At 59.2% G+C, this 21,241-nt stretch carries 21 protein-coding genes and 2 tRNA genes; 5 read left to right on the top strand and 18 right to left on the bottom strand.

Going from position 1 to position 21,241, the window contains the following annotated elements; translation table 11 throughout:
- Positions 1–67: 67 nt before the first annotated feature.
- From rlmD to surE, 5 genes are all read right to left on the bottom strand, one after another.
- Complete coding sequence (rlmD, locus tag LNV06_RS02470) at positions 68–1,423, bottom strand: 23S rRNA (uracil(1939)-C(5))-methyltransferase RlmD (RefSeq protein WP_263536651.1); 1,356 nt, start codon at positions 1,421–1,423, stop codon at positions 68–70.
- A 52-nt stretch (positions 1,424–1,475) separates the two neighbouring features.
- A complete protein-coding gene (rpoS, locus tag LNV06_RS02475; protein WP_263536652.1) occupies positions 1,476–2,465 on the bottom strand; it encodes an RNA polymerase sigma factor RpoS in 990 nt (329 codons plus the stop codon).
- A gap of 29 nt (positions 2,466–2,494) precedes the next feature.
- Positions 2,495–3,433, bottom strand: a complete 939-nt coding sequence (locus LNV06_RS02480) for a peptidoglycan DD-metalloendopeptidase family protein (protein WP_263536653.1) — start codon at positions 3,431–3,433, stop codon at positions 2,495–2,497.
- Positions 3,434–3,538: 105 nt separating this feature from the next.
- Positions 3,539–4,384 (bottom strand): protein-L-isoaspartate(D-aspartate) O-methyltransferase, encoded by an 846-nt coding sequence (locus LNV06_RS02485; protein WP_263536654.1) that lies wholly within the window; start codon positions 4,382–4,384, stop codon positions 3,539–3,541.
- A complete protein-coding gene (gene surE, locus LNV06_RS02490; RefSeq protein WP_263536655.1) occupies positions 4,381–5,130 on the bottom strand; it encodes a 5'/3'-nucleotidase SurE in 750 nt (249 codons plus the stop codon). Before surE ends, LNV06_RS02485 begins: the two co-directional genes overlap by 4 nt.
- A gap of 402 nt (positions 5,131–5,532) precedes the next feature.
- On the opposite strand from surE, the gene LNV06_RS02495 reads away from it, so the two are divergent.
- The gene (locus LNV06_RS02495) at positions 5,533–6,276 is read left to right on the top strand and encodes a LuxR C-terminal-related transcriptional regulator (RefSeq protein ID WP_263536656.1); all 744 of its coding nucleotides are present in this window, start codon (positions 5,533–5,535) and stop codon (positions 6,274–6,276) included.
- Positions 6,277–6,457: 181 nt separating this feature from the next.
- Here LNV06_RS02495 and LNV06_RS02500 read toward each other — a convergent pair.
- From LNV06_RS02500 to uvrC, 8 genes are all read right to left on the bottom strand, one after another.
- Positions 6,458–6,533: transfer RNA gene (locus LNV06_RS02500), tRNA-His, on the bottom strand.
- Between the two features lie 151 nt (positions 6,534–6,684).
- The gene (locus LNV06_RS02505; protein ID WP_263536657.1) at positions 6,685–8,592 is read right to left on the bottom strand and encodes a SurA N-terminal domain-containing protein; all 1,908 of its coding nucleotides are present in this window, start codon (positions 8,590–8,592) and stop codon (positions 6,685–6,687) included.
- A 117-nt stretch (positions 8,593–8,709) separates the two neighbouring features.
- A tRNA-Val gene (locus LNV06_RS02510) sits at positions 8,710–8,785 on the bottom strand.
- A 33-nt stretch (positions 8,786–8,818) separates the two neighbouring features.
- Complete coding sequence (locus LNV06_RS02515; RefSeq protein WP_263536658.1) at positions 8,819–9,091, bottom strand: HU family DNA-binding protein; 273 nt, start codon at positions 9,089–9,091, stop codon at positions 8,819–8,821.
- A gap of 11 nt (positions 9,092–9,102) precedes the next feature.
- Positions 9,103–9,348, bottom strand: a complete 246-nt coding sequence (locus LNV06_RS02520; RefSeq protein ID WP_263536659.1) for a hypothetical protein — start codon at positions 9,346–9,348, stop codon at positions 9,103–9,105.
- Positions 9,345–9,911, bottom strand: a complete 567-nt coding sequence (gene pgsA, locus LNV06_RS02525) for a CDP-diacylglycerol--glycerol-3-phosphate 3-phosphatidyltransferase (protein ID WP_263536660.1) — start codon at positions 9,909–9,911, stop codon at positions 9,345–9,347. The genes LNV06_RS02520 and pgsA overlap by 4 nt, the downstream gene beginning before the upstream one ends.
- 191 nt (positions 9,912–10,102) lie before the next feature.
- Positions 10,103–10,681 (bottom strand): hypothetical protein, encoded by a 579-nt coding sequence (locus tag LNV06_RS02530; RefSeq protein WP_263536661.1) that lies wholly within the window; start codon positions 10,679–10,681, stop codon positions 10,103–10,105.
- Positions 10,668–12,767, bottom strand: a complete 2,100-nt coding sequence (gene uvrC, locus LNV06_RS02535) for an excinuclease ABC subunit UvrC (protein WP_263536662.1) — start codon at positions 12,765–12,767, stop codon at positions 10,668–10,670. Before uvrC ends, LNV06_RS02530 begins: the two co-directional genes overlap by 14 nt.
- A gap of 70 nt (positions 12,768–12,837) precedes the next feature.
- On the opposite strand from uvrC, the gene earP reads away from it, so the two are divergent.
- Positions 12,838–13,923 carry an elongation factor P maturation arginine rhamnosyltransferase EarP gene (gene earP, locus LNV06_RS02540; protein ID WP_263537493.1) on the top strand — a complete coding sequence of 362 codons (1,086 nt, stop codon included), beginning with the start codon at positions 12,838–12,840 and terminating at the stop codon, positions 13,921–13,923.
- Positions 13,924–14,031: 108 nt separating this feature from the next.
- On the opposite strand, the gene LNV06_RS02545 is transcribed toward earP, so the two are convergent.
- Positions 14,032–14,163, bottom strand: coding sequence for a hypothetical protein (locus tag LNV06_RS02545; protein ID WP_263536663.1), 132 nt, complete (start codon positions 14,161–14,163; stop codon positions 14,032–14,034).
- On the opposite strand from LNV06_RS02545, the gene efp reads away from it, so the two are divergent.
- Both efp and LNV06_RS02555 read left to right on the top strand, forming a co-directional pair.
- Positions 14,162–14,716 (top strand): elongation factor P, encoded by a 555-nt coding sequence (gene efp, locus LNV06_RS02550; RefSeq protein ID WP_263536664.1) that lies wholly within the window; start codon positions 14,162–14,164, stop codon positions 14,714–14,716. The genes LNV06_RS02545 and efp overlap by 2 nt on opposite strands.
- Before the next feature lie 98 nt (positions 14,717–14,814).
- Positions 14,815–15,603 (top strand): GNAT family N-acetyltransferase, encoded by a 789-nt coding sequence (locus tag LNV06_RS02555; protein ID WP_263536665.1) that lies wholly within the window; start codon positions 14,815–14,817, stop codon positions 15,601–15,603.
- A gap of 41 nt (positions 15,604–15,644) precedes the next feature.
- Here LNV06_RS02555 and ilvB read toward each other — a convergent pair whose 3' ends face one another.
- Entirely contained in the window at positions 15,645–17,474 is a 1,830-nt protein-coding gene (gene ilvB, locus LNV06_RS02560) for a biosynthetic-type acetolactate synthase large subunit (RefSeq protein ID WP_263536666.1), read from the bottom strand.
- A gap of 99 nt (positions 17,475–17,573) precedes the next feature.
- Between ilvB and LNV06_RS02565 the strand changes: the two genes are divergently transcribed.
- Positions 17,574–18,035, top strand: coding sequence for an Lrp/AsnC family transcriptional regulator (locus LNV06_RS02565; protein ID WP_263536667.1), 462 nt, complete (start codon positions 17,574–17,576; stop codon positions 18,033–18,035).
- A gap of 36 nt (positions 18,036–18,071) precedes the next feature.
- Here the strand turns inward: LNV06_RS02565 and LNV06_RS02570 are convergent, their stop codons facing one another.
- The 3 genes from LNV06_RS02570 to LNV06_RS02580 form a co-directional block, all read right to left on the bottom strand.
- Positions 18,072–18,923, bottom strand: a complete 852-nt coding sequence (locus LNV06_RS02570; protein ID WP_263536668.1) for a 2OG-Fe(II) oxygenase — start codon at positions 18,921–18,923, stop codon at positions 18,072–18,074.
- Positions 18,924–18,956: 33 nt separating this feature from the next.
- The gene (yaaA, locus tag LNV06_RS02575) at positions 18,957–19,739 is read right to left on the bottom strand and encodes a peroxide stress protein YaaA (RefSeq protein WP_263536669.1); all 783 of its coding nucleotides are present in this window, start codon (positions 19,737–19,739) and stop codon (positions 18,957–18,959) included.
- 121 nt (positions 19,740–19,860) lie between these two features.
- Positions 19,861–21,207 carry a TolC family outer membrane protein gene (locus LNV06_RS02580; RefSeq protein ID WP_263536670.1) on the bottom strand — a complete coding sequence of 449 codons (1,347 nt, stop codon included), beginning with the start codon at positions 21,205–21,207 and terminating at the stop codon, positions 19,861–19,863.
- Positions 21,208–21,241 lie beyond the last annotated feature (34 nt).

A 21,241-nucleotide genomic window follows, 5' to 3' on the forward strand; every position in this document is an offset into this window, starting at 1 on the left:
ACCTAGGACGGAATGCAAAACGGGGTCCTAGGACCCCGTTTTTTTTGTACCTGCACGCGACTAGCCGTCAGGCTCGCTCAAAGACTGCAATGCTCTCCACATGGGAGGTATGTGGGAACATATTCACCGCGCTGGCCGCCGTGCAACGGTAGCCCCCTTGATTGACCAAGATGCCCGCATCTCGAGCCAAGGTTGCCGGGTTACAGCTGACGTAGACAATGCGCTTGGGCGGCTGCCAGCCAGGCGCCAGGCTCGGGTCTTGAACAATATCTGCCAAGGCCTGAGACAAGGCGTGCGCTCCGTCACGCGGCGGATCCACCAACCATTTGTCTGACTGACCATCCGCCACCAAGACGGCGGGCGTCATCTCAAACAAATTGCGCGCGACAAAAGCGGTCTTGTCAGCCAGACCGTTGAAGCGAGCGTTCTCGCGGGAACGCTGCACCAGAGCTTCGCTGCCTTCAATGCCCAGAACCTCGCGAGCCCGCGTCGCCAGCGGCAAGGTGAAGTTCCCCAGACCACAGAACCAGTCAATCACTCGTTCGTCAGGCTTCACATCCAGCAAGCGCAAAGCGCGACCCACCAGGCTGGTGTTGATGTGCGGATTGACCTGGGTGAAGTCCGTGGGTTTGAAGGGCATCACCACACCAAACTCCGGCAGGCTGTAGGACAGCTGTTCGCCGCCCTCGTCGAGAAGATGCACCGTGTCCGGCCCTTTGGGCTGCAGCCACCATTGCACACCGTGCAGGGCAGAGAACTCGCGCAGCATGGCTTTGTCAGAGTCTGGCAGCGGCGCCAGATTACGAAGCACCAGGGCGATGACAGAATCCCCCATGGCCAACTCGATTTGCGGCAAACGGTCGCGCTCGGCCATGCCAGCAATCAAGTCGCGCAGCGGCATCAGCAGATTGCTGACCTTTTCAGGCACAACCTTGCAAACCTGCATATCCGCCACATAGCGACTCTTGCGCTCATGAAAGCCGATCAAGACCTGACCCTTCTTCGGGACATAGCGCACCGAGAAACGAGCACGGTAGCGGTAGCCCCAAGTCGGCCCCTCAATCGGGCGCAAGAGCATTTCAGGCTTGACCTTACCCAGGTGCCAGAGATTGTCTTCCATGACCCGCTGCTTGACGGCCACCTGGGCCGAGGCATGCAAATGCTGCATCTTGCAGCCACCGCATGAGCCCGCATGCAAGCCAAAGTGCGGGCATCCAGGTCTCACCCGCTGCGAACTCTCACGGCGCATCGCCGTCAAAGTGGCCTGCTCCCAACTGCTTTTCTTGCGGCCCACCTGAACCTGGACTTCTTCACCGGGCAATGCGCCCTCGATGAAAACCACTTTGCCTTCGGTGTTGTGGGCCACGCCCTGCGCTTCCAGGTCGAGTGATTCGACCTTGAGCCATTCTGTAACTTGAGTCATGGCCGGATTATCCCAGCCTCAAGCGCTTCATCAACAAACGCGCTGTGGCAAGCTAGAAAATCGAGTCCCGGTTGATGCCATGCCGCATCATGTTTCGCTTCAGCTTGGCCAGCGCTTCGATCTGGATCTGCCGAATTCGCTCTCGCGTCAAATTGAGCCGCAGGGCCAGCACATCCAGTGTTTCTGGCTCTCGATCGGCCAGACCATAACGACCCGCGAGCACTTCTCGCTCGCGCTCATTCAGCGCAGCCAGTCCATGATCCAGCAACTCATCCATCTCATGGCTGAGCCTCAAGCCCAGCGGATCAACGGCCTGATCATCGGCAACCAAGTCCACCACCGATTCGCCGCCTTCGGTCGAGCGATCGGCCGGCGAATCCAAGGAACTGGGCAACTCTGCAAAAGCCAACAGTTCCGCCACCTCGGACACAGGTCGCCCCACAGCGGCGGCGATATCCTCCGCCCTCACCTTGGCTTCGCCGCCATTCTGGCTCTGCATCGCCTCCAGGGCACGGCGCGCTTTCAACACATGATTCAACTCGCGCACGATGTGGACCGGCAAACGCACCAGCCGCGCCTGATGCATCAGCGCACTTTCAATGCTCTGCCTGATCCACCAACTGGCATAGGTTGAAAAACGAAATCCGCGCTCTGGCTCGAACTTGCCAATGGCATGCATCAAGCCCAAATTGCCTTCTTCGATGAGGTCACTCATCGGCAGGCCTCGACCCAGATAGTTTTTCGCGATGCTGACCACCAAGCGCAGATTGTGTTCAATCATCGATTGGCGGGCCTCAAAGCTGCCCGCGCGCGCCTGAACGGCGGTATCAAACTCTTCTTGAGGCGTCAGCAGCGGCGTGCGGCGGATGTCGCGCAAATAGGCTTGCAAGGCATTGCCGAGCTCTACCTCTCCTTGGGCGAAGACACCCAGTTGAGCCGCCTGTGCTTCGTCGGGGTCAAGCGATTGGGAAGGGTCGACCAGCGGCCGGCCGTTTCCATTCTGACCCGAGGTTTCTTGATGATGCGGCGCAAGACGTTTCATGGACTCGATCTGGCTGCGCCGATCAGACTCTAGCGACTGGGTAGCAGCTTTGCCGGGTCGACCGGCTTGCCCTGCTTGCGCACCTCAAAGTGCAGCTTGACTTGGTCAGCGTCACTGGAGCCCATCTCAGCAATTTTTTGACCCTTGCGCACCGCCTGGTCTTCCTTGACCAATAAAGCCTGATTGTGCGCGTAGGCTGTGAGGTAAGTAGCGTTGTGCTTGATGATGACCAGATTGCCGTATCCGCGCAAGCCCGAACCCGCGTAAACCACGCGACCATCGGCCGCCGCCATCACAGGATCGCCGGCCTTGCCAGCAAAGGCCAAGCCCTTGTTGCGCTGCTCGTCAAATCCGGCACTGACTGCGCCGGTCACGGGCCAGGCCCATACCGGATCTTCGTCGTTTTCCCGAGCCGCATTCGCTGGGCTTACCGAGGTCGGTGCCGGCGCACTCGCAGCGGAAGCCGAGGCACTGGTGGAGCTTGTCGGCACCGACGCGCCCGAGCTCGCCGCGCCCGCGGCAACCGGCTTGCCGTCCAATGGCCGTGTCTCCACCTTGGCACTGGTGACGGATTTGGTCGTCACTGCGGCAGCATCGATGCCGGGCGCCAGCACTCGCAAGACCTGACCCTTTTCGATCAGATTGGGGTTGTCCAGGCCATTCCACTTGGCCACGTCCCGCCAATTTTGGCCGTTATCCAAGGCAATGCGAATCAAGGTGTCGCCGGGCTTCACCGTGTAATAACCGGGCTTGCCAGCGTTTTCTGCCCCTGGCAAAGGCTTGGCTTCCGGCTGCTGGCTTGCGCTTGCTGGCGCACTGCTCGCTGCCGCTGGCACCGTCTTGGCCGCTGAGCCAACCTTGCGATCCTCGATCGGCGCACGGTTGGGCGTCGAATTGCAAGCCGCCAGACTCAACAGCACGCTCGTGATCAGGACGGTCTTGGAAAAACTAGGAAGATTCTTATGCATGCGTCGCTAAGACTGAAGTGACAGGCTGTTGCAAAAACTCGATTTCGAGTTCTCTGCGATGTGATGGTGATTGCGAAATGTGAGAGCGCCTCGCACTCCTGCAAATCACATCACACCCGATTTTAGAGGCACGAACAAGACGGCCTCGTGCTCGGTACGAACAAAGCGACTGACGCCCGATTCAACCAAATGATCAATCACCACCAAGATCTGACCACGACCGCCAGGCGAAACCATCGGCGCTATCAAACGACCGCCGGGGGCCAATTGCGCCAACCATGCCGGAGGCAAATCCTCACCACCGGCCGCGGCAATGATGCTGTCAAAGGGGGCGGCCTGCGAATGACCTAAGCGACCGTCCCCGTAAATCAAACGGATCTGCGAGGGCGAGCGCATCTTGGCCAAATTGAGGCGGGCTTTGTCATGCAAAGGGCGCAGGCGCTCAATCGAGACGACTTGCCGAGACAACTCGGCAAGAACCGCCGCCTGATAGCCGCAGCCCGTACCGATCTCAAGCACACGTCCCAAGCGCCCCTGCTGACGCGCCGTAGCGCCACCAAACAGCATGGCAATCATTCGCCCCACCACCGAGGGCTTCGAGATAGTTTGCCCATGCCCAATCGGCAGGCTAGTGTCTTCGTAAGCTTGAATAGCCAAGGCGCTGTCGACAAACTCGTGTCGCGGAACCGTGATCAAGGCTTGCAGCACGCGCTCATCACTGAGTCCCTCTTGCTGCAAGCGCTGCACCATGCGCCGTCGCACCATATCGGAATCAAGGCCCAGACCACGAGGCGCAGACTGCCTGGCCGCATCGGCCGCGGCTTCGCGCAAATGTCGCTGCGGCATCAGTACTTCTCGCGCCGCACCTCCAGTCGAACCTGCGGCCTGCCCTTTGACCAGCTTACCCAGGGGCAACGGAAACCTTGACGGCCGCTCTGGCGTATTGCTCATTCACCCCGCCCCAAGCGCTGTGTCCAAGCCCCCAAGTCCGCGTGATGCGTCAGGTCGACCTGCAAAGGAGTGATCGAAATCTCGCCGGCAGCTGTCGCATGGAAGTCCGTACCCTCCCCTGCCTCGCGCGCATCACCCGCCGGGCCGATCCAATAAATCGTTTCGCCTCGCGGGCTTTGTTGACAGATCACCGGCTCACTGGCATGCCGACGACCCAAACGCGTCACACGCTGAACCAAGTGACTCGCATCCGCGCGATTGGGGATATTGACATTCAGCAAGAAGGCCTGAGTCAGCCCTCCCGCCAACACCTGCTCGACCAACTGACGCGCCGCCGCTGCAGCGGCATCGAGATGCCCCCATCCCTTTTCCACTTGGGAAAAGGCAATCGATGGAATGCCGAACAAATAGCCCTCGGTCGCAGCAGCGACGGTGCCGGAATAAAGCGTGTCATCACCCATATTGGCCCCGTTATTGATGCCCGACAGCACCAAGTCCGGCCGATAGCCCAAGAGCCCGGTAAGAGCCACATGCACGCAATCCGACGGCGTGCCATTAACGTAACGGAATCCATTGCTAGCGGTGTATACCGATAAGGGACGGCCCAGCGTCAAAGAGTTAGAAGTGCCGCTGGCGTTTTGCTCCGGAGCGATCACCTCGATCTGCCCCAATCCCTCGCAGGCCTTGACCAAGGCATGCAATCCGGGCGCCAGGTACCCATCGTCATTGGCTATCAATATACGCATCCGGGCATTGTAGGCATCAGCGTCGTTCCTGCACCCCAGCTTCAACCCGACCCATTCAAACAACTTCAAAGTCTCCAGCGCCCTCAGCATTTGGGCTCCCCCTCATCTCCAAATGCAAGCCGCGTAAAAATTCCCAAATTCAAAGTTGGCAACTAAAAAGGCCTCTGGCAAACAAGACCCGAGGGACTCAACAAAACAAAGGACCAAGCCTGCGCCGGCAAAGCCGCTTGCCATCGGACAACTACACAAAGGAGACACTCAACACACTTGTCTCCGGCCAACCCCTAACTCGAAGTGACCTCAGGCATGTGCAAACGTCGTTTCGGAGAGTGAGCCTAGGGTTCGACCGGCCTTGGTCAGGGCTTTGTGCGATAGGATGGAAGCTGTCTTGGACTCCATGCTATGGCCGTAAAAGTACTGATCATTGAAGACAATCCTGTCGCCCGAAGTTTCTTGTGCCGTGTCGTGCGAGAGAGCTTCAGTGACCCCATGGAGATCACTGAAGCCGGAGACCTTGAGGGCGCGCGCCGCCATGTAGCCAAGCTCGCTGAAACCTCTCCCGATGCCGGATTCAAATTGATTCTTGTGGATCTGGAGTTGCCCGACGGCAATGGCATGGAGTTTCTGGCCGAGTTGGCAGGCACTCCCGCGCTGAAGATTGTCACCACGCTTTATTCGGACGACGACCATCTCTTCCCGGCCCTGCAATGCGGTGCGGATGGCTACCTGCTGAAAGAGGATCGGTTTGAAGTCCTGGTCGAGGAGTTGCAACGCATCGTGCGAGGGCAACCCCCGCTCTCGCCCGCCATCGCGCGAAGGCTGCTCTCGCACTTTCGCCCCGCCTCCAGCGGCGACTCCGGGCCGATGGCCTTGAACTCTGGTTTTGGCGCCCTCTCCTCTAGCGCCACATTCAGCGCCGGGCGCAGCGTCGTGCTGGACCCGCCCCCCGAATGGGAGCGACTGACGCCTCGCGAGAGCGAAGTACTGACCTATCTCAGCAAAGGCTTCACCATCAAGGAAATCGCCAATCTGATGGGCATCAAATGGTTCACCGTTAACGACCACATCAAGAGTATCTACAAGAAACTCAATGTCTCGAGTCGGGCCGAAGCCGCAGTGCTAGCCAGCAAACAGGGACTCGTCTGACGACCCCCCTCTTCAAAAGAGAAGCAGGACCCAATACAAAAGCCCACCGATGGTGGGCTTTTTTGTTTTCCGCGGAACGATCTGATTGCCTGGGCAGACTGCCATAGCGGCATCACTCGCCTGCGGGAGATTCAGAAATTGAAAAAACCCTAGGAGCTTTCGCTTCTAGGGCTTCCAATTTTGGGGTGGCTGATGGGGCTCGAACCCACGACAACAGGAATCACAATCCTGGACTCTACCAACTGAGCTACAACCACCGCAGAGCTTAAGATTATAGAACGACTTTTATAGTGCTTGCAAGTAGTTCGTCAAAATCTTTTTGAGGCCGCTCATCTGAAGCACTACTTGACGGAATCACCGCCTCAAAATTTTCACAATTATAACGCCACTCAAGTCCCGTTCAGACGATCAAAGTGATGCGCTGGCCGCGCTTGCTGGCGCCTTCACACTCACCTTGAACCGAGCCTTCAAGGCACCGATAAAGGCCTCGGCCTCAGCACCATTCCAAGCTTGCGCATACTGCTCGGCCGCACGCTTGGCATCCACCACTGCCGGATCACGAGGCAAGACTTTGCTCAAGCGAGCGACGACATAGACACCGTCACCCGCATCCAAACCGATCACTGATGGCAACTTGCTTGCGTCAGCCACCAAGATCGCATCGAGCACCTTGCGCGGCAGTTCACGAGCCAAGGCACGCGACACTACGGTGGGCGCGGACAAGCCAGCGTCATCGCCGCCCTTCTGCAGCGCAGCCAAACGAGCCTGACCCGCCTTGACGGCTTCTGCAGTGGCCAATTGACGCAGCAACTGCGCACGCACCTTGTCATGCACTTCGGCCAAAGGCTGCAGGTGCGAAGGCTTGTGTTCCACCACGCGTGCCGCTGTCATCTGGCTGGGGGCGGTCTCGAGCGCTTCGGTATTGCGTTTGTTACGCAAGGACTCGTTGCCAAACACCGAATCCAGCAATTTGACTGAAGCCAGAGGGCCCGTCACCCCAGCTTGAGGAGTGCGTTGCACAGTCGCTGTTTGCACCGTCAATTTCAGCTTGTCCGCAGCGGGCTGCAGACTGTCTGATTGTTCGTAAACCAAGTTGCTGAATTGCTCGGCCACTTCAGAATAACGGCGCTGGGCCAATTGCTTGCGGACCTCAGCTTCGATCTCAGGACGAACCGCCTCAAAACTCTTCTTGTCGCCGCCTCGAACACCGGTCAGCTGAATCAGGTGATAGCCGTACTCCGACTCGACGACATTGCTGATCTCACCTTGCTTGAGCGCAAAGGCCGCATCTTCAAAAACCTTGGTCATTGCGCCACGGCCGAAGAAATCCAGGTCGCCACCATTGGCCGCCGAGCCTTCGTCTTGGGAGTTTTTGCGCGCCAACTCCGCGAAAGCCGCGGGCGTCTTGCGGGCCTGAACCAAAAGCTCTTCAGCTTGAGCTTTGGCCTTGCTACGCGCTTCTGCTGACGCTGACTTCTCAGCCTTGATCAAAATATGGCTGGCACGGCGCTCTTCGGCCACCGAGTAGCGCGACGCGTTCTCAGCGTAGTACTTGCGCAAATCATCTTCAGTGAAGCTAACGCCCGACTTCAAGGCCTCGAGATCCAAAACCACATACTGGATTTGAGCCGCCTCAGGCTTTTGGAATTGCGCTGCATTGGCGCTGTCTTTGTAAAAAGCTTCGATCTGCGCCTCTGTGGGCTGGATGTTCGCAATGAAATCCTTGGCGTCGAATCGCTGCATCTGCACTTCGCGTTGCTGCAGCAAGGCATCAAACGCCACGGCCGAATTGGCCGACGATGCGATGGCCGATCCACCAACACCGGCAGTCACTTGACGCAGGGTCAGGTCTTGCCGAAGACGCTCAAGAAACATCTGCGAACTCATGCCCTGTGCAGCGATCAAACCCTTGTTGAGGGTACCGTCTGGGTTGCGCAAAAAAGCAAACTGCGGGTCATTACGGAAGATGACATTCAGTCGCTCATCGCTGACCATCAAATGCTGCTCGGCAGCCGCGGCTTGCATCACGCGCTCACGCACCAAACCATCCAAGGCCTCGCGGCGCACTTCTGGCGAATCAAAGAGCTTGGCGTCGAGATTAGGCATTTGCTGACGCATGCGGTCCACCTGCTGACGATGCGCCGCATCCCACTCCACTTGAGTGATCTTGCGACCATTCACGCTGGCCACGCCTGCATTGGATGAATCCATAAAGCTGGTGTAGCCCTGCATCCCGACCAAAGCAAAGGACGGGAGAATCAGAATCAGCAGGATGAGCTGAAACAGTCGGTTGTGCTTGCGAACGAATTCAAACATCTTCTAAAACCTCAGACGGGCAGACACGACAAAGGCGAACCGGGGTTCGCCTTTGAGTGGGGTGGCACTGTGGCCATGGCCCACATCCAACTCATCGCTGGACTTGGGCAAAAAATCTGGTGGGTGCTGACGGGCTCGAACCGCCGACCTGCGCCGTGTAAAGGCGACGCTCTACCAACTGAGCTAAGCACCCGGATTAACCGGTATTTCGGTGACAGCGCGTAGTTTAATTCACCGCGTCCTTCAACGCTTTGCCGGGACGGAACTTGGGCACCTTGGCTGCCTTGATTTTGATGGCATCGCCGGTGCGTGGGTTACGACCCGAGCGAGCTGCACGCTTGGTCACACTGAAGGTGCCGAAGCCTACCAGAGAAACCGAACCATTCTTTTTGAGCGTGGTCTTCACGCCACCGATCAAGGCCTCCAGCGCACGAGTTGCTGCCGCCTTGGAAATGTCAGCCTGCGTTGCGATGTGCTCGATCAGTTCGGACTTGTTCACTTCGATACCTCTCAAAAAGACTTGCCGGCAAGCACCGGAGATAGCCATTGAATTTGGGCCACATCGCCAATCAAAAAAGCGCCAGGACCGACCTGAAACTTGGACTCGATACGCGAGGGGAAGCGCATTCTAAGCGCATTCAATTGCCCCAAAGTGCAGGTGAAAGCCCGATATTGTTTCGAAATCATTCGCACTTTTGGGCGCCTGCCAAACAGCGTCGCTGACCCCAAAAAGCCAGTTGCCGCGAAGCCTTTCATCGCGCCTTGGCGCGGATCTCTGGCAAGGCCTTCTGCAGGTAGTACACCATGGACCAAATCGTCAACACGACGGCGGCGAACAAAAGCCAGGTGCCCCAGAGCCGGGTAGGAATCAAGCCAAACAAGACACCATCGAACAGCAAGAAGGGGATGGCGATCATCTGCGCTGTGGTCTTTAATTTACCCACCATGTGCACGGCGACGCTGCCGGAGGCACCAATCTGAGCCATCCATTCCCGCAAGGCCGAGATGGCAATTTCGCGCCCCACGATCACCAGGGCGACCAGGGCGTTGACGCGCCCCAACTCGAGAAGTACCAGCAGCGCTGCACAGACCAAGATCTTGTCCGCTACCGGATCAAGAAAAGCCCCAAAGGCTGAAGTCTGGTTGAGTTTGCGGGCCAGGTAGCCGTCAAGCCAATCCGTCAGCGCAATCACGACAAACAGGCTTGTGGCGAATAGGTTTTGTGTCTGCTTGTCCAGGTCCAGGTAAAACACCCCAACAATCAATGGGATGGCCACGATGCGTGCCCAGGTGAACAGTGTTGGCAGATTGAAAAACATAGAAGGCATTGTGCCCAACAATAGGGCGCCTCCCGCTCATAGCGCCAAACAATGTCGCATTAATGTCGCAGCAAGCTTGAGCTGTGCCAGTGGTGGCGTAAATGCTGCGTCCCTTCCACAGTTCATCCCCAGTTCAGATAGGCGCCGCAGCGGTCGGAGCGGTGATTCCGAATCCAGCCCCAGACACGAGCTCAATCCAAGGTACGCGGCTTGAAGCGCCTTTGGTCATTGAACAAAAAGGTCTCGCTGAACTTCCAGGGTTCAGGCAGACGAGACACATTGCCAAAGGGCGCTGCGCGATGCACCGCATCGATGGCCATTTGCAAGGTTTCGGGCGCCTGGCCAGGTCGGCGCAAGACATGAATGTGCTTGATGCTGCCGTCGTGCCGCAGTTCCACCTCCAGCACCGGAATGGCCAGCAAGATCGGTGGAACCTCGCCCAAATAGGTCATATCGGGGTTGGCCTCGATCAAGCGTTGTGCCGCCTGGACTCGAAGCTCCGCGTGCGTGCGCGGCTGCTTGGGCGGCGCCAGTCCGGTCACCTTGGGTGCCTGCGGTACGGACGGAGCCGCGGGACTACTGCGATCCGCCGGCACCGGCTCAGGCCTGACTTGGGTCGGTTGAGCGGGTGCCGCCCCGGGTTTAGGCAAGCTGGGCGAATTGGAGCAGCCTCCCAAGAGCGCAGCCAATCCCACACCCATGAACAGGGCCACACGAGGCAAGCAAGACCTGACCCCAGCATCAGACACCGCCGATTCAATGCAAGACACGATAGATCTCCTCTGCCAATTCCTTTGAGATGCCTTTGACACTTGCAATTTCCTCCACACTCGCCTGCTCTACCCCTCGCACACCGCCGAAGCGCTGCAGCAACTGCGCCCGTTTTTTCGGGCCGATGCCGTCCACATCCTCAAGCCGCGAACCGCCGGTCCGCACCGCCGCCCGCTTAGCTCGCATGCCGGTGATGGCGAATCGGTGTGCCTCATCGCGAATCTGTGCCACCAGCATCAACGCAGCGGAGTCACGCCCCAGATACACCTTGGGCCGGCCATCGGCAAACACCAGTTCTTCGAGGCCGACTTTGCGCCCTTCGCCCTTCTCTACACCCACAATCAAGCCCAGATCCAGGCCCAACTCTTCAAAAACCTCACGGGCCATCGACACCTGCCCACGACCACCGTCAACCAGCACCAAATCAGGCAAGCGCCCGGTTCCGAGTTGCGCCGCCTCGGCCATCTTGCTGTAGCGCCGTGTCAGCACCTGGCGCATCGCCGCATAGTCATCGCCACCGGTAATGCCTTCGATGTTGTAGCGCCGGTACTGGCTGCTCTGCATTTGATGCGACTCGAAGACCACGCAAGACGCCATGGTCGCCTCACCCGCGGTGTGGCTGATATCGAAGCACTCGATGCGGAAGGCATCCAAATCCGGCACCGACAAATCCAGAGCCTCGAGCAAGGCCCGCGTGCGCGCCTGCTGCGAGCCCTCTTCGGACAGGAGTCGAGCCAGGGCCAATTCCCCACCCTTGATGCACATCTCTTGCCAGATGCGCCGCTGCCCGCGCGGCTGCGCTTGAGTCGTCACCTTGTAGCCAGCTTGCTCAGTCAAAGCCTGGCACAAGGACTCATCCACCGCCTCGCTCAGCACAATCAATGACGGCACTTGTGCGTCCAGATAATGCTGCGCAATGAAGGCCTCCAGGACCTGCCGCTCCGGCGAGATCAGCTGCGCTTGCAGCTCATCGTCGTCCGCATCCGTCGAGGAATCTGACAAAGCCAGCGCTGTTGCTTCCTCAACATGCTTGGGGAAGAAGGCCCGGTCCCCCAAGTGACGACCGCCCCGGACCATGGCCAGGTTCACACAAGCCCGGCCGCCTTGGACCTTGGCCGCAATGATGTCGACATCGCGGTCACGGCCGGTGGCGCTGTTTTCATCCATGGACTGCTGCTGCAGTACGCGCGCCAAGGCGCTGATCTGATTGCGCACCTCGGCGGCCAACTCGAACTGCAGCTTGTCGGCATAGGCCATCATCTGCGCCTGCAAGCCCTCCATCACCGCCTCGGTCTCGCCAAGCAAAAAGCGCTCTGCATTGCTGACATTGCGGGCGTAGTCTTCGCCCTGCCCTTCAGGGACACAAGGCCCTGAGCAACGCCGAATTTGGTACAGCAAGCAAGGCCGGCTGCGGTTGTTAAAGACCGTGTCTTCACAGGTGCGCAGCTTGAAGACTTTCTGGATCAGCTGAATCGACTCCTTCACCGCCCAGGCGCTCGGGAAGGGGCCGAAGAAGCGATGTCGTCTATCTACCGCGCCGCGGTAGTAGCTGATGCGCGGAAATTCATGTCCGCTGAGCTTCAGATAGGGATAGCTTTTGTCGTCGCGAAACAAGATATTGAACTTCGGGTTCAGCGTCTTGATCAGGTTGTTTTCAAGCAGCAAGGCCTCGGACTCGGTGCGCACCACCGTCGTTTCCAGGCGCGCAATGCGGGCCACCATCATGCCGATGCGAGTGCCGCCGTGGTCTTTCTGAAAGTAGCTGGACACCCGCTTCTTCAGATGTTTGGCTTTGCCCACATACAAAACCTGGTTCTGCGCATCAAAGTAGCGATAGACGCCCGGCAGGCCCGGCAAGGCTGCCACTTCTTGCAACAAGCGCTCACGACCGGCACTCGCAGCCTGCTCCACTTCGACCACGCGCGCAGCCTCAGCAGCTTCGATGGCTTGGCGATCGCTGGCCCACTCGGCTTGCTTTTGAGCGCCGAGTTCTGCTGCGCCGCGCTCTGCGTCCACGGCATCCGCCAGGTTCGCCTCACCGTCTTTCGGCGCTTTCAAAGATTTGCTGGAATCAGACTCTTGCATGGTGCGCGATTGTGCCGCGAGGCGGCATCGATAATTCCGGCATGCGTGCATCACAAGGAAACTCGTGGGATTGAGGTGGGATCTGTTTTGTCAGGTGATTGACAACTTCGGCGACGTCGGCGTCGGTTGGCGGCTGGCACGCGATTTGGCCGCGCGCGGCGAAACCGTCCGCTTTTGGATCGACGACCCCAGCGCGCTGCAGTGGATGGCCCCTGGTGCGCCGCCCGCAGGACTGGCGATTCGCCGCTGGTCTGATAGCCTCGACGAGCCCGAGGTTGGCGATGTCGTGATCGAGACCTTCGGCTGCGAACTGCCTCAAGCCTTTGTCGCGCGCATGGCGGGCCGCCGACCGCAGCCGCCCCTCTGGCTGAATCTGGAATACCTCAGCGCCGAGCCTTATGTCGAACGCAGCCACGGCCTGAACTCACCGCAATTCAGTGGTGCGGGCCAAGGTTTGAACAAGCAGTTCTTTTACCCAGGCTTCACGGCGCGCACGGGCGGACTGCTGCGCGAACCTCAAATGCTTGCAGAACAAGCCAGCTTTGACGCGGAGGCCTGGCTGGCGAAACTGGGCCTGCAGCGCCGCGCGGGCGAGCGAGTCGTTAGCCTTTTCGCCTACCCCAACCCCAGGCTGAATGAACTACTGCAAGCGCTGGGCGAACAGGCCACCTTGCTTTTGGTCTGCCCAGGCGCCGCGCAGCAGCAGGTGCCAGCGCTGCTGAAGGCTTCACCGCGACCCAACTTACGCTGGCACGCCCTACCCTACCTCAGTCAACCCGAGTTCGATCGACTGCTCTGGGCTTGCGACTTGAATTTTGTACGCGGCGAAGACTCTTTCGTGCGCGCCCAATGGGCCGGCAAGCCCTTTGTCTGGCAGATATATCCGCAGGCCGATGGCGCCCATGGGCCTAAATTGGAAGCTTTTATGGACTTGTGGCTGAGCCAAGCCAAGCCCGAACCAGCAGGCCAATGGCGGACACTTTGGCGCGCTTGGAATGGTCTGCAAGACGCGCGACAAGACGCGCAACAAGACGCACGATTGAGCTTGCCAGACCTCCACCAAGCCCAGACCCATGCCCTCGCCTGGCGTGAGCATTTGGTATCAGTGGAGGATTTGAGCAGCCAACTGCTCAAGCTGAGCCGCAAAACAAGCTAAAATCCAGAGCTTTGCTGCGCCGCGAAAGCTTTCGGCGTGAGCTTGCAACGTCATTTGGACAGACCTTGATTCAGGCTCGCTGAGTTTTCGAATTCGCGCCCCCTGGATTCATTTGTCTGCGCCGGCTTGATCGAATTCCAAGCTTTCAAGCGAAAACATCAGGCGAGCCAGACGATTTGAAAATTCAAAATTTTGAATCGGCCGCCCCAAAGAACCTTTTTTCCAAAACGGAACACTCATGAAGATCGCTCAAGAAATCCGCGCAGGCAACGTGATCATGCACGGCAAGGACCCGATGGTTGTGCTGAAGACTGAATACAGCCGCGGTGGCCGCAATGCCGCAACCGTGCGCATGAAGCTCAAGAGCCTGCTGAACAACTCCGGCACCGAAGTCGTGTTCAAGGCCGATGACAAGATGGACCAAATCATCTTGGAAAAGAAGGACTGCACCTACACCTACTTCGCTGACCCGATGTATGTGTTCATGGACGCCGAGTACAACCAGTTCGAAGTCGAAGCCGAAAACATGGGCGACGCCGTTTCCTACCTGGAAGACGCGATGCCTGTGGAAGTGGTGTTCTACGACGGCAAGGCCATCTCGGTCGAACTGCCCACCTCGCTGGTGCGTGAAGTGACCTGGACCGAGCCAGCCGTCAAGGGCGACACCTCGGGCAAGGTGCTGAAGCCTGCAAAGATCTCCACCGGTTTCGAAATCCCCGTGCCAATCTTCGTGGCACAAGGCGACAAGATCGAAATCGACACTCGTACCCACGAGTACCGCAAGCGCGTCTAATCGCGGCGGATTCAAAAAAGGCACCTGCGGGTGCCTTTTTCTTTGGCCAGTTGCTTTCTCGCCCTCGATCCGTCACCCAACATTGGACCTGCTCGACCATGAGCCTCAGCCCACAGCAACTCTTCGATGCCTTCCGCCTTGACCGGCAAGATTTGACGATCGACGGCTTTGCGCTCGAGTGCTTGCCGCATCTGCGCCGCCACACGGCGCCTCCGGGCGGTGGCGAATCCTTGCTGTGCTTCTCTCGCCTAAGCCCTGGTCATGAACTGGCCCAAATCCGCGAGCAAATTGGGCATTTCCGCCGCAGCCGCCAAGATTTCGAATGGAAGGTCTATGCCTTGGAGCAACCATCTTCACTGAAAGCCTTGCTGGAGGCCGAAGGCTTTGTGGCCGATGAAGGCGAGCAGTTCATGCTCTACCCCTTACAAAGCAGCGCGCTGCAGGGCTGCAGCGCGCGAAGATCCTTGCCGGCAGGGCTTGAACTGCGCCGGCTTGTGGATGCCCGGGACCTGGATGATGTGCTGGCGGTTCAGGCCCAGATCTGGGGGCGCGACTTTGAATGGCTACGCGACAAACTCTCCATCGCACTCAGCCACCCCGAATCCATGAGCATGTTCTGCGCTTATGCCGATGGTCGCCCCATAGGCACCGGCTGGACCGACTACCCACCGGGCTCACGCTTCCCGGAGTTGCATGGCGGCGCAGTCTTGGCCGATTGGCGCGGACAAGGCGTCTACTCCGCCTTGTTTGATGTCCGTTTTGCTGAGGCCAAAGCGCGAGGCTTTGAGTGGATGGCGGTTGACGCCTCCCCCATGAGCCGCCCCATTCTGGAAAGTATGGGCTTCATGACGATTTGCGAAACCTGGCCGATGCGCTATCGCTTCTAGCCGCCCCCCATGCAGCATGCATGACTAAAGGGCTCACAGGCTCAAACCGAGGTCTCGCGGTAAACCCGGTTCTTGCCCAGCCAGACCTCATGGTGGCCGGCGCCCGCCGGGATCATCGGAAAGCAGTTCTCCTCGGCCTGCACCTGGACATCAAGGAAGAATGGGCCTTGTGCCGTCATGCACTCCTGCAAGGCTGATACCAGATCTTCGCGCCGCTCAACTCGACTAGCCTGCCAGCCAAAGGCCCGCGCCAGGGCCACAAAGTCAGGCAAGGCCTCGGTATAGCTGTGGCTGTAGCGGCCACCGTGGATCAGCTCTTGCCATTGCCTGACCATGCCCATACGGCCGTTATTGCAAAGCACTAACTTCACCGCGGTACGGTGTTGAATGGCGGTCGACAACTCCTGAATATTCATCAGCACCGAGGCGTCGCCGCTGACGCAAACCACCAACTTGTCCGGATGCGCAATCTGCGCGCCGATGGCCGCCGGCAAGCCATAGCCCATGGTGCCCGCGCCACCCGAGCTCAACCAGCGGCGCGGCCGCTCCAATCGCAAGTGCTGTGCGGCCCACATTTGGTGCTGACCGACATCGGTGGCCACGATGGCATCGCGCCCGGCAATCGCCGCCTGGACGCCGGCCATCAAGGCTTGCGGCAGGATCTCACCTTGGGCTGTATCTTCAAAAGCCAGGCAGTCCTCGGCGCGCCAACGCTGGATCCGCCGCCACCAATCCCGCAAGTCTGCGGCCTTGCTGCCGCGCTCGGCCCAGCTTTGCTCCAGCGCCAATAGGCTGGCCGTACAGTCGCCCACCAAGCCAACCTCGGTGGGCACGACCTTGCCGATGGAGCGCGGATCAACGTCCAAGTGAATGATCTTGGCGCCAGGGCAAAAGCCATCGAGGCGGCCGGTGACCCGGTCATCGAAACGCGCGCCCACACAAACCACCAAGTCGGCATGGTGCATGGCCAGATTGGCTTCCAAGGTGCCATGCATGCCCAGCATGCCCAGGTATTGCGGATCGGAGGCCGGGAAGGCGCCCAGGCCCAGCAGCGTCAAGGTGCAAGGCGCTTGGCTGAGATGGACGAGGCGCTTGAAGGCCGCACAGGCCAGTTCACCTGCATTGATCAGACCGCCGCCGCCGTAAAACACCGGGCGGCGTGCTTGGCTGAGCAAGTCGACAGCACGAGCCAGCAATGCGCTCTGGGAGACTTGGCCCTGTGCGTGCGCATTGACTGAATTCGGCTCAGGACAAGACAAGGCTTGATCGGAGGCACGCTCCGCCACCCGCTCCACATCCGCCATATTCGCCAATTGCAAATCCTTGGGAAAGTCCACCAAGACCGGCCCCGGCCGACCACCCGCGGCACAGGCATAGGCCTTGAGCACCGTCCCGGCGACCTCCTCCACGGCTCGAATCTGCACATTCCACTTGGTCACCGGTTTAGAGATACCCAAGGCATCGCATTCTTGAAAGGCATCGGTGCCAATCGCCGTCGTTGCGACCTGCCCGCTGATGCACAGCACCGGCACCGAGTCACACAAGGCATCCAGCAAGCCGGTGGTGGTGTTGCTCATGCCTGGGCCCGAGGTCACAAACACCACCCCCACCTTGCCCGAACTGCGGGCATAACCTTCGGCCGCATGGACTGCCGCTTGCTCGTGTCGAACCAAGATATGGCGCAAGCGGGGCTCGGCATGCAAAGCGTCGTAGAGCGGCAGCACAGCGCCACCGGGGTAGCCAAACACGGTATCCACGCCCAGGCTCAACAGGGTGGCAATCAAGGCTTGGGCACCGTTGAGCGGCGCGATGGCCGGCTTTTGTATGCGGGACTGGCTTGAGAGGGGAGCGTCAGCGAGCAGTTCTTTCATGCCATCACTGTGCCCAAATCCAAGCAGCAAAGGCTGCTGAAATTTCTTTAAACTCAAGAAATTTCAGCAAATTTTCCTTTTCCCATCCAATTTCACAAAATGAAACTCGACAAACTGGATTTCGCCATCCTGCATGCCCTGCAACAAGACGCCCGCATCAGCCTGCAAGACATCAGCCAGCAAGTGGGTTTGACCAGTTCACCTTGCTGGAGTCGCATCAAGCGAATGGAGGAAGCGGGCGTGATCGAAGGCTATTCGGTACGCGTCAATGCCGCCAAGATCGGCTTGGCGGATACCGTGATCGTGCAGGTCACGCTGGACAACCATTCCGACCAAGCCTTGTTTGAATTCGGCCAAGCCTTGGAGCAGATTCCTGAGGTCTTGGAAGCCTTTTTGGTCTCAGGTGACTACGACTACTACGTACGCATTGCCGTGGCCGACACCCGCGATTACGAGCGCTTGCTACGCGAGCGGCTTTACAAAATTCCCGGCATTCGCCACAGCAAGTCCAGCTTTGTGCTCAGGCAATTGAAACAAAGCCAATTGCCTTTGAGGCGCTGAGAACACTGTCTCCGCTTGGATGCGCTCAAGGGCGCGTCAAACAAAAACGCCCTCACGCAACCACTTGGTTGCCACCCATTTTTCGCCCTCTTGAACCGGGGCGCCGCCATGCAGGGTCAGCGTTGAGGGATCGGGGCGCTCATAGCTGAAGAACACCGCATTGCCCTTGAGGGGCAGGACATCAAGCTTGACGTCCGGAAAGATGGTTGCACCACCCGCTGCTGGCGTGTTGAGGTACATGACCAGCGTGGCCACTCTTTGCCCCCCGCGCTCCAGGATGGCGTCCGAACCCGGCATGGCCGGATCGAAGTAGTCGTAATGCGGCAAATACTCGGCTCCAGGGCGATAACGCAGCACTTGCAGGCCTTCGCCATGGTCAACCGGCCAATTCATCAGCCGCGCGAGTCGGGCTTCCACGCGCTGAATCAACTCACTCTCGCCGCGCTCAAAAAACATGCCGTCGCTGGTGCGTGCGGCGTTCACTTCGCTGCCGACCGGATTGGCGGCCACCGTCTCCGAGCGTGCCAATCGAGCCTTGGCCGCAGCCACCATCGCATCGCATTCCTCTTCGGACAGCAAGCCGCCCAGCAAGACGACGCGTGGATGCCCCAGACTCATCAGCACATGAACCCAACGATCGCCCAGCCACAAGCTCGGTGCGCCACTGCTTAAATCAATGGTCGGAAGCCCCTGGCCCGCTGGCCGCAAGGGCAAATCCGGCAGGCCAAGCTTGGCTGAACGGGCTTGCTCCAAGGCTTGCGCCGCCACCAGCGCTTGCCAACCGCTGCTGACCATGGCGGCCAAAATCTGCTCATGGCTGAAACCTTCGGCCATTTGGGCATCGATCCATCGCCGCAGGTCCGGGGTGATTTGTTGCTGTCCACTCATGCCAATATTTTGCTTGATCGCGGCAAGAAGTTTTCAGGCCATCCGTCGGCGGAACAACAAGCGCTCCGGCGTCGACAAACCGGCTTCAAAGCCATAGCCCTCGGCCTTGAAGTCTTGCAAACCGGCGGGGGTATCGATCCGCTCAGTGATGGCGTAACGGGCCATCAGCCCACGCGCGCGCTTGGCAAAGAAGCTGATGATTTTGTATTGGCCGTTCTTCCAATCTTCGAACACGCACTCGATCACACGCGGCTTCAGGCTGGGGCGATCTGCGGCCTTGAAATACTCCTGAGAGGCGAGATTCACGATCACCGGCACTTGGGCCGCCGCCGCGCGAGCATTCAAATGTTCGGCCAAACGGTCGCCCCAGAACTTGTAGAGATTCCCGCCGGCCGGGTTGTCCAATCGGCTGCCCATTTCCAGACGGTAGGGTTGGATCAAGTCCAGGGGGCGTAAAACGCCGTAAAGCCCCGACAAAATCGCCAAGTGCTGCTGCGCCCATTGCATCTGCTCCAGATCCAAGCTGGCTGCAGCCAGGCCTTCGTAGACATCGCCATTGAAGGCCAACACCGCCGGCTTGCTATTGCTGTGGCTGAACTCCGGACGCCAAGACCGAAAGCGCGCCACATTCAACTCGGCCAGCGGCTCCGACAACGCCATCATGGCGGCGATATCGGCCGGTGATTTGCTCTTCAAGAGCTTGATCAATTGGCTGGACTGCGGCACGAACTGGGGCTGGGTGCTCAAGTCCTTCAGCGGCGCTGGCGTTGGGGTTTCGTAATCGAGCGATTTGGCGGGAGAGATCAGATAAAGCATGCGCCCTATTCTCGCCGCTCTGAGTACGCCCGATGGGCTCAAGGGGCATCAAGCAAGCTCCACAAAAAGAAAGGCCCGCTAGATGCGGGCCTTTCTGGAAAGAGATCAAAGCAAGGGCTGATTACTTGGCCAGCAATTGGTTGGTGGCAGCCACATCTTCTGGCTTCAACACGCCCGCCGCTTGGCGCAGCTTCAAGTTCAGCAAGACGGCGTCATGGCGAGCCTTGGAGAGGTCGCGCTGGGTGGTGAAGAGTTGGGTCTGGGCGTTCAAGACATCCAGATTGACCCGCACGCCGACCTTGTAGCCCAACTGAGTCGCATCCAAGGCCAGCTTGGTGGAGGCCTCAGCGGCTTCCAGGGCCTTCACTTGCGCGGCTTGGGACACCAGGCCGAAGAAGAAAGTTCGTGTGCCTTCGGAGACACCACGGCGCGCATTGGCCAGATCTTGCCGGGCTTTTTCTTCCAAGACCAAGGCTTCCTTGACCTTGTTCTGGCTAGCACCGCCGGTGTAGAGCGGCAGGGTCACCGACAGGCCCAGGCTGCCGCTGGAGGTGGTGCCCGTGCTGCCGGCCAAATCTGCGCCAGCGCCACGCGAGTTGACGGCACCCAACTTACCGGTGAGATCCACCGTCAGGCCGTCCGAGGCGCGTGCCTTGCCGGTATCCAAAACAGAAGAATCCACGCCTGCCTTGGCCTTACGGATGAGCGGGTGCTGCTCCTCGGCCAAATTCACCCAGGGCTCCACCGAAGCAGGCGCCACCGCGGGCAGGGCCACCGGCACCGCCAAAGGCTTGGGATCGACCACTTTGCCGACCAAATGGTTCAGCTTCAGACGCTTGACCTGCAAATCATTGTCGGCCCCAATTTCTGCCGCCACGGCCAAGTCAAACTTGGCTTGCGCTTCACGGGTGTCGGTGATGGTGGACGTGCCCACCTCGAAATTACGCTTGGCCGAGGCCAGTTGTTCGGCAAAGGCAGCCTTGGCGGCGCGTGTCGTGGTCAGGGCATCTTTGGCCGACAAGACATCGAAATAAGCCTGCGAGACCCGCACGATCAGGTCTTGCTCGGCGGTTTCCAAATCAGCAGCGGCCAGATCCAAGCCCAAACGCGCTTGCTCGACGGTGAGGCGGTTGCTCTTGTTGTAGACGCTGTAGCTGCCGCTCAGGCCGGCCTGCACAGAGTTGGTGCCGGTCCAACCAAACTTCTTCATGTCAACCTGGTTGGTGTTGGCGCTCGCGCCCAAGCCCAGTGTCGGTTGCAGCAGCGCTTCAGCTTGGCCCAGACGGTATTGGGCCGTCTCCGCTTGCGCGCGCGAGGACAGATAGGTCGGGTCAAAAGCACGCGCGGTGTCGTAGAGCTCCAGCAGGCTTTGTGCGCGCGCCACACCGGCGGCACCGAAGGCCATCAGCAACGCCATACCGACTTGGCTCAAGGGGCGGCGCAATTTGTTTGCTTGATGGACTGGCATGAGCTTCCTCATTTGGGATTTGATTGTTGGTGTT

It is taken from the genome of Paucibacter sp. Y2R2-4 (assembly GCF_025717535.1).
Lineage (GTDB): Bacteria > Pseudomonadota > Gammaproteobacteria > Burkholderiales > Burkholderiaceae_C > Paucibacter_A.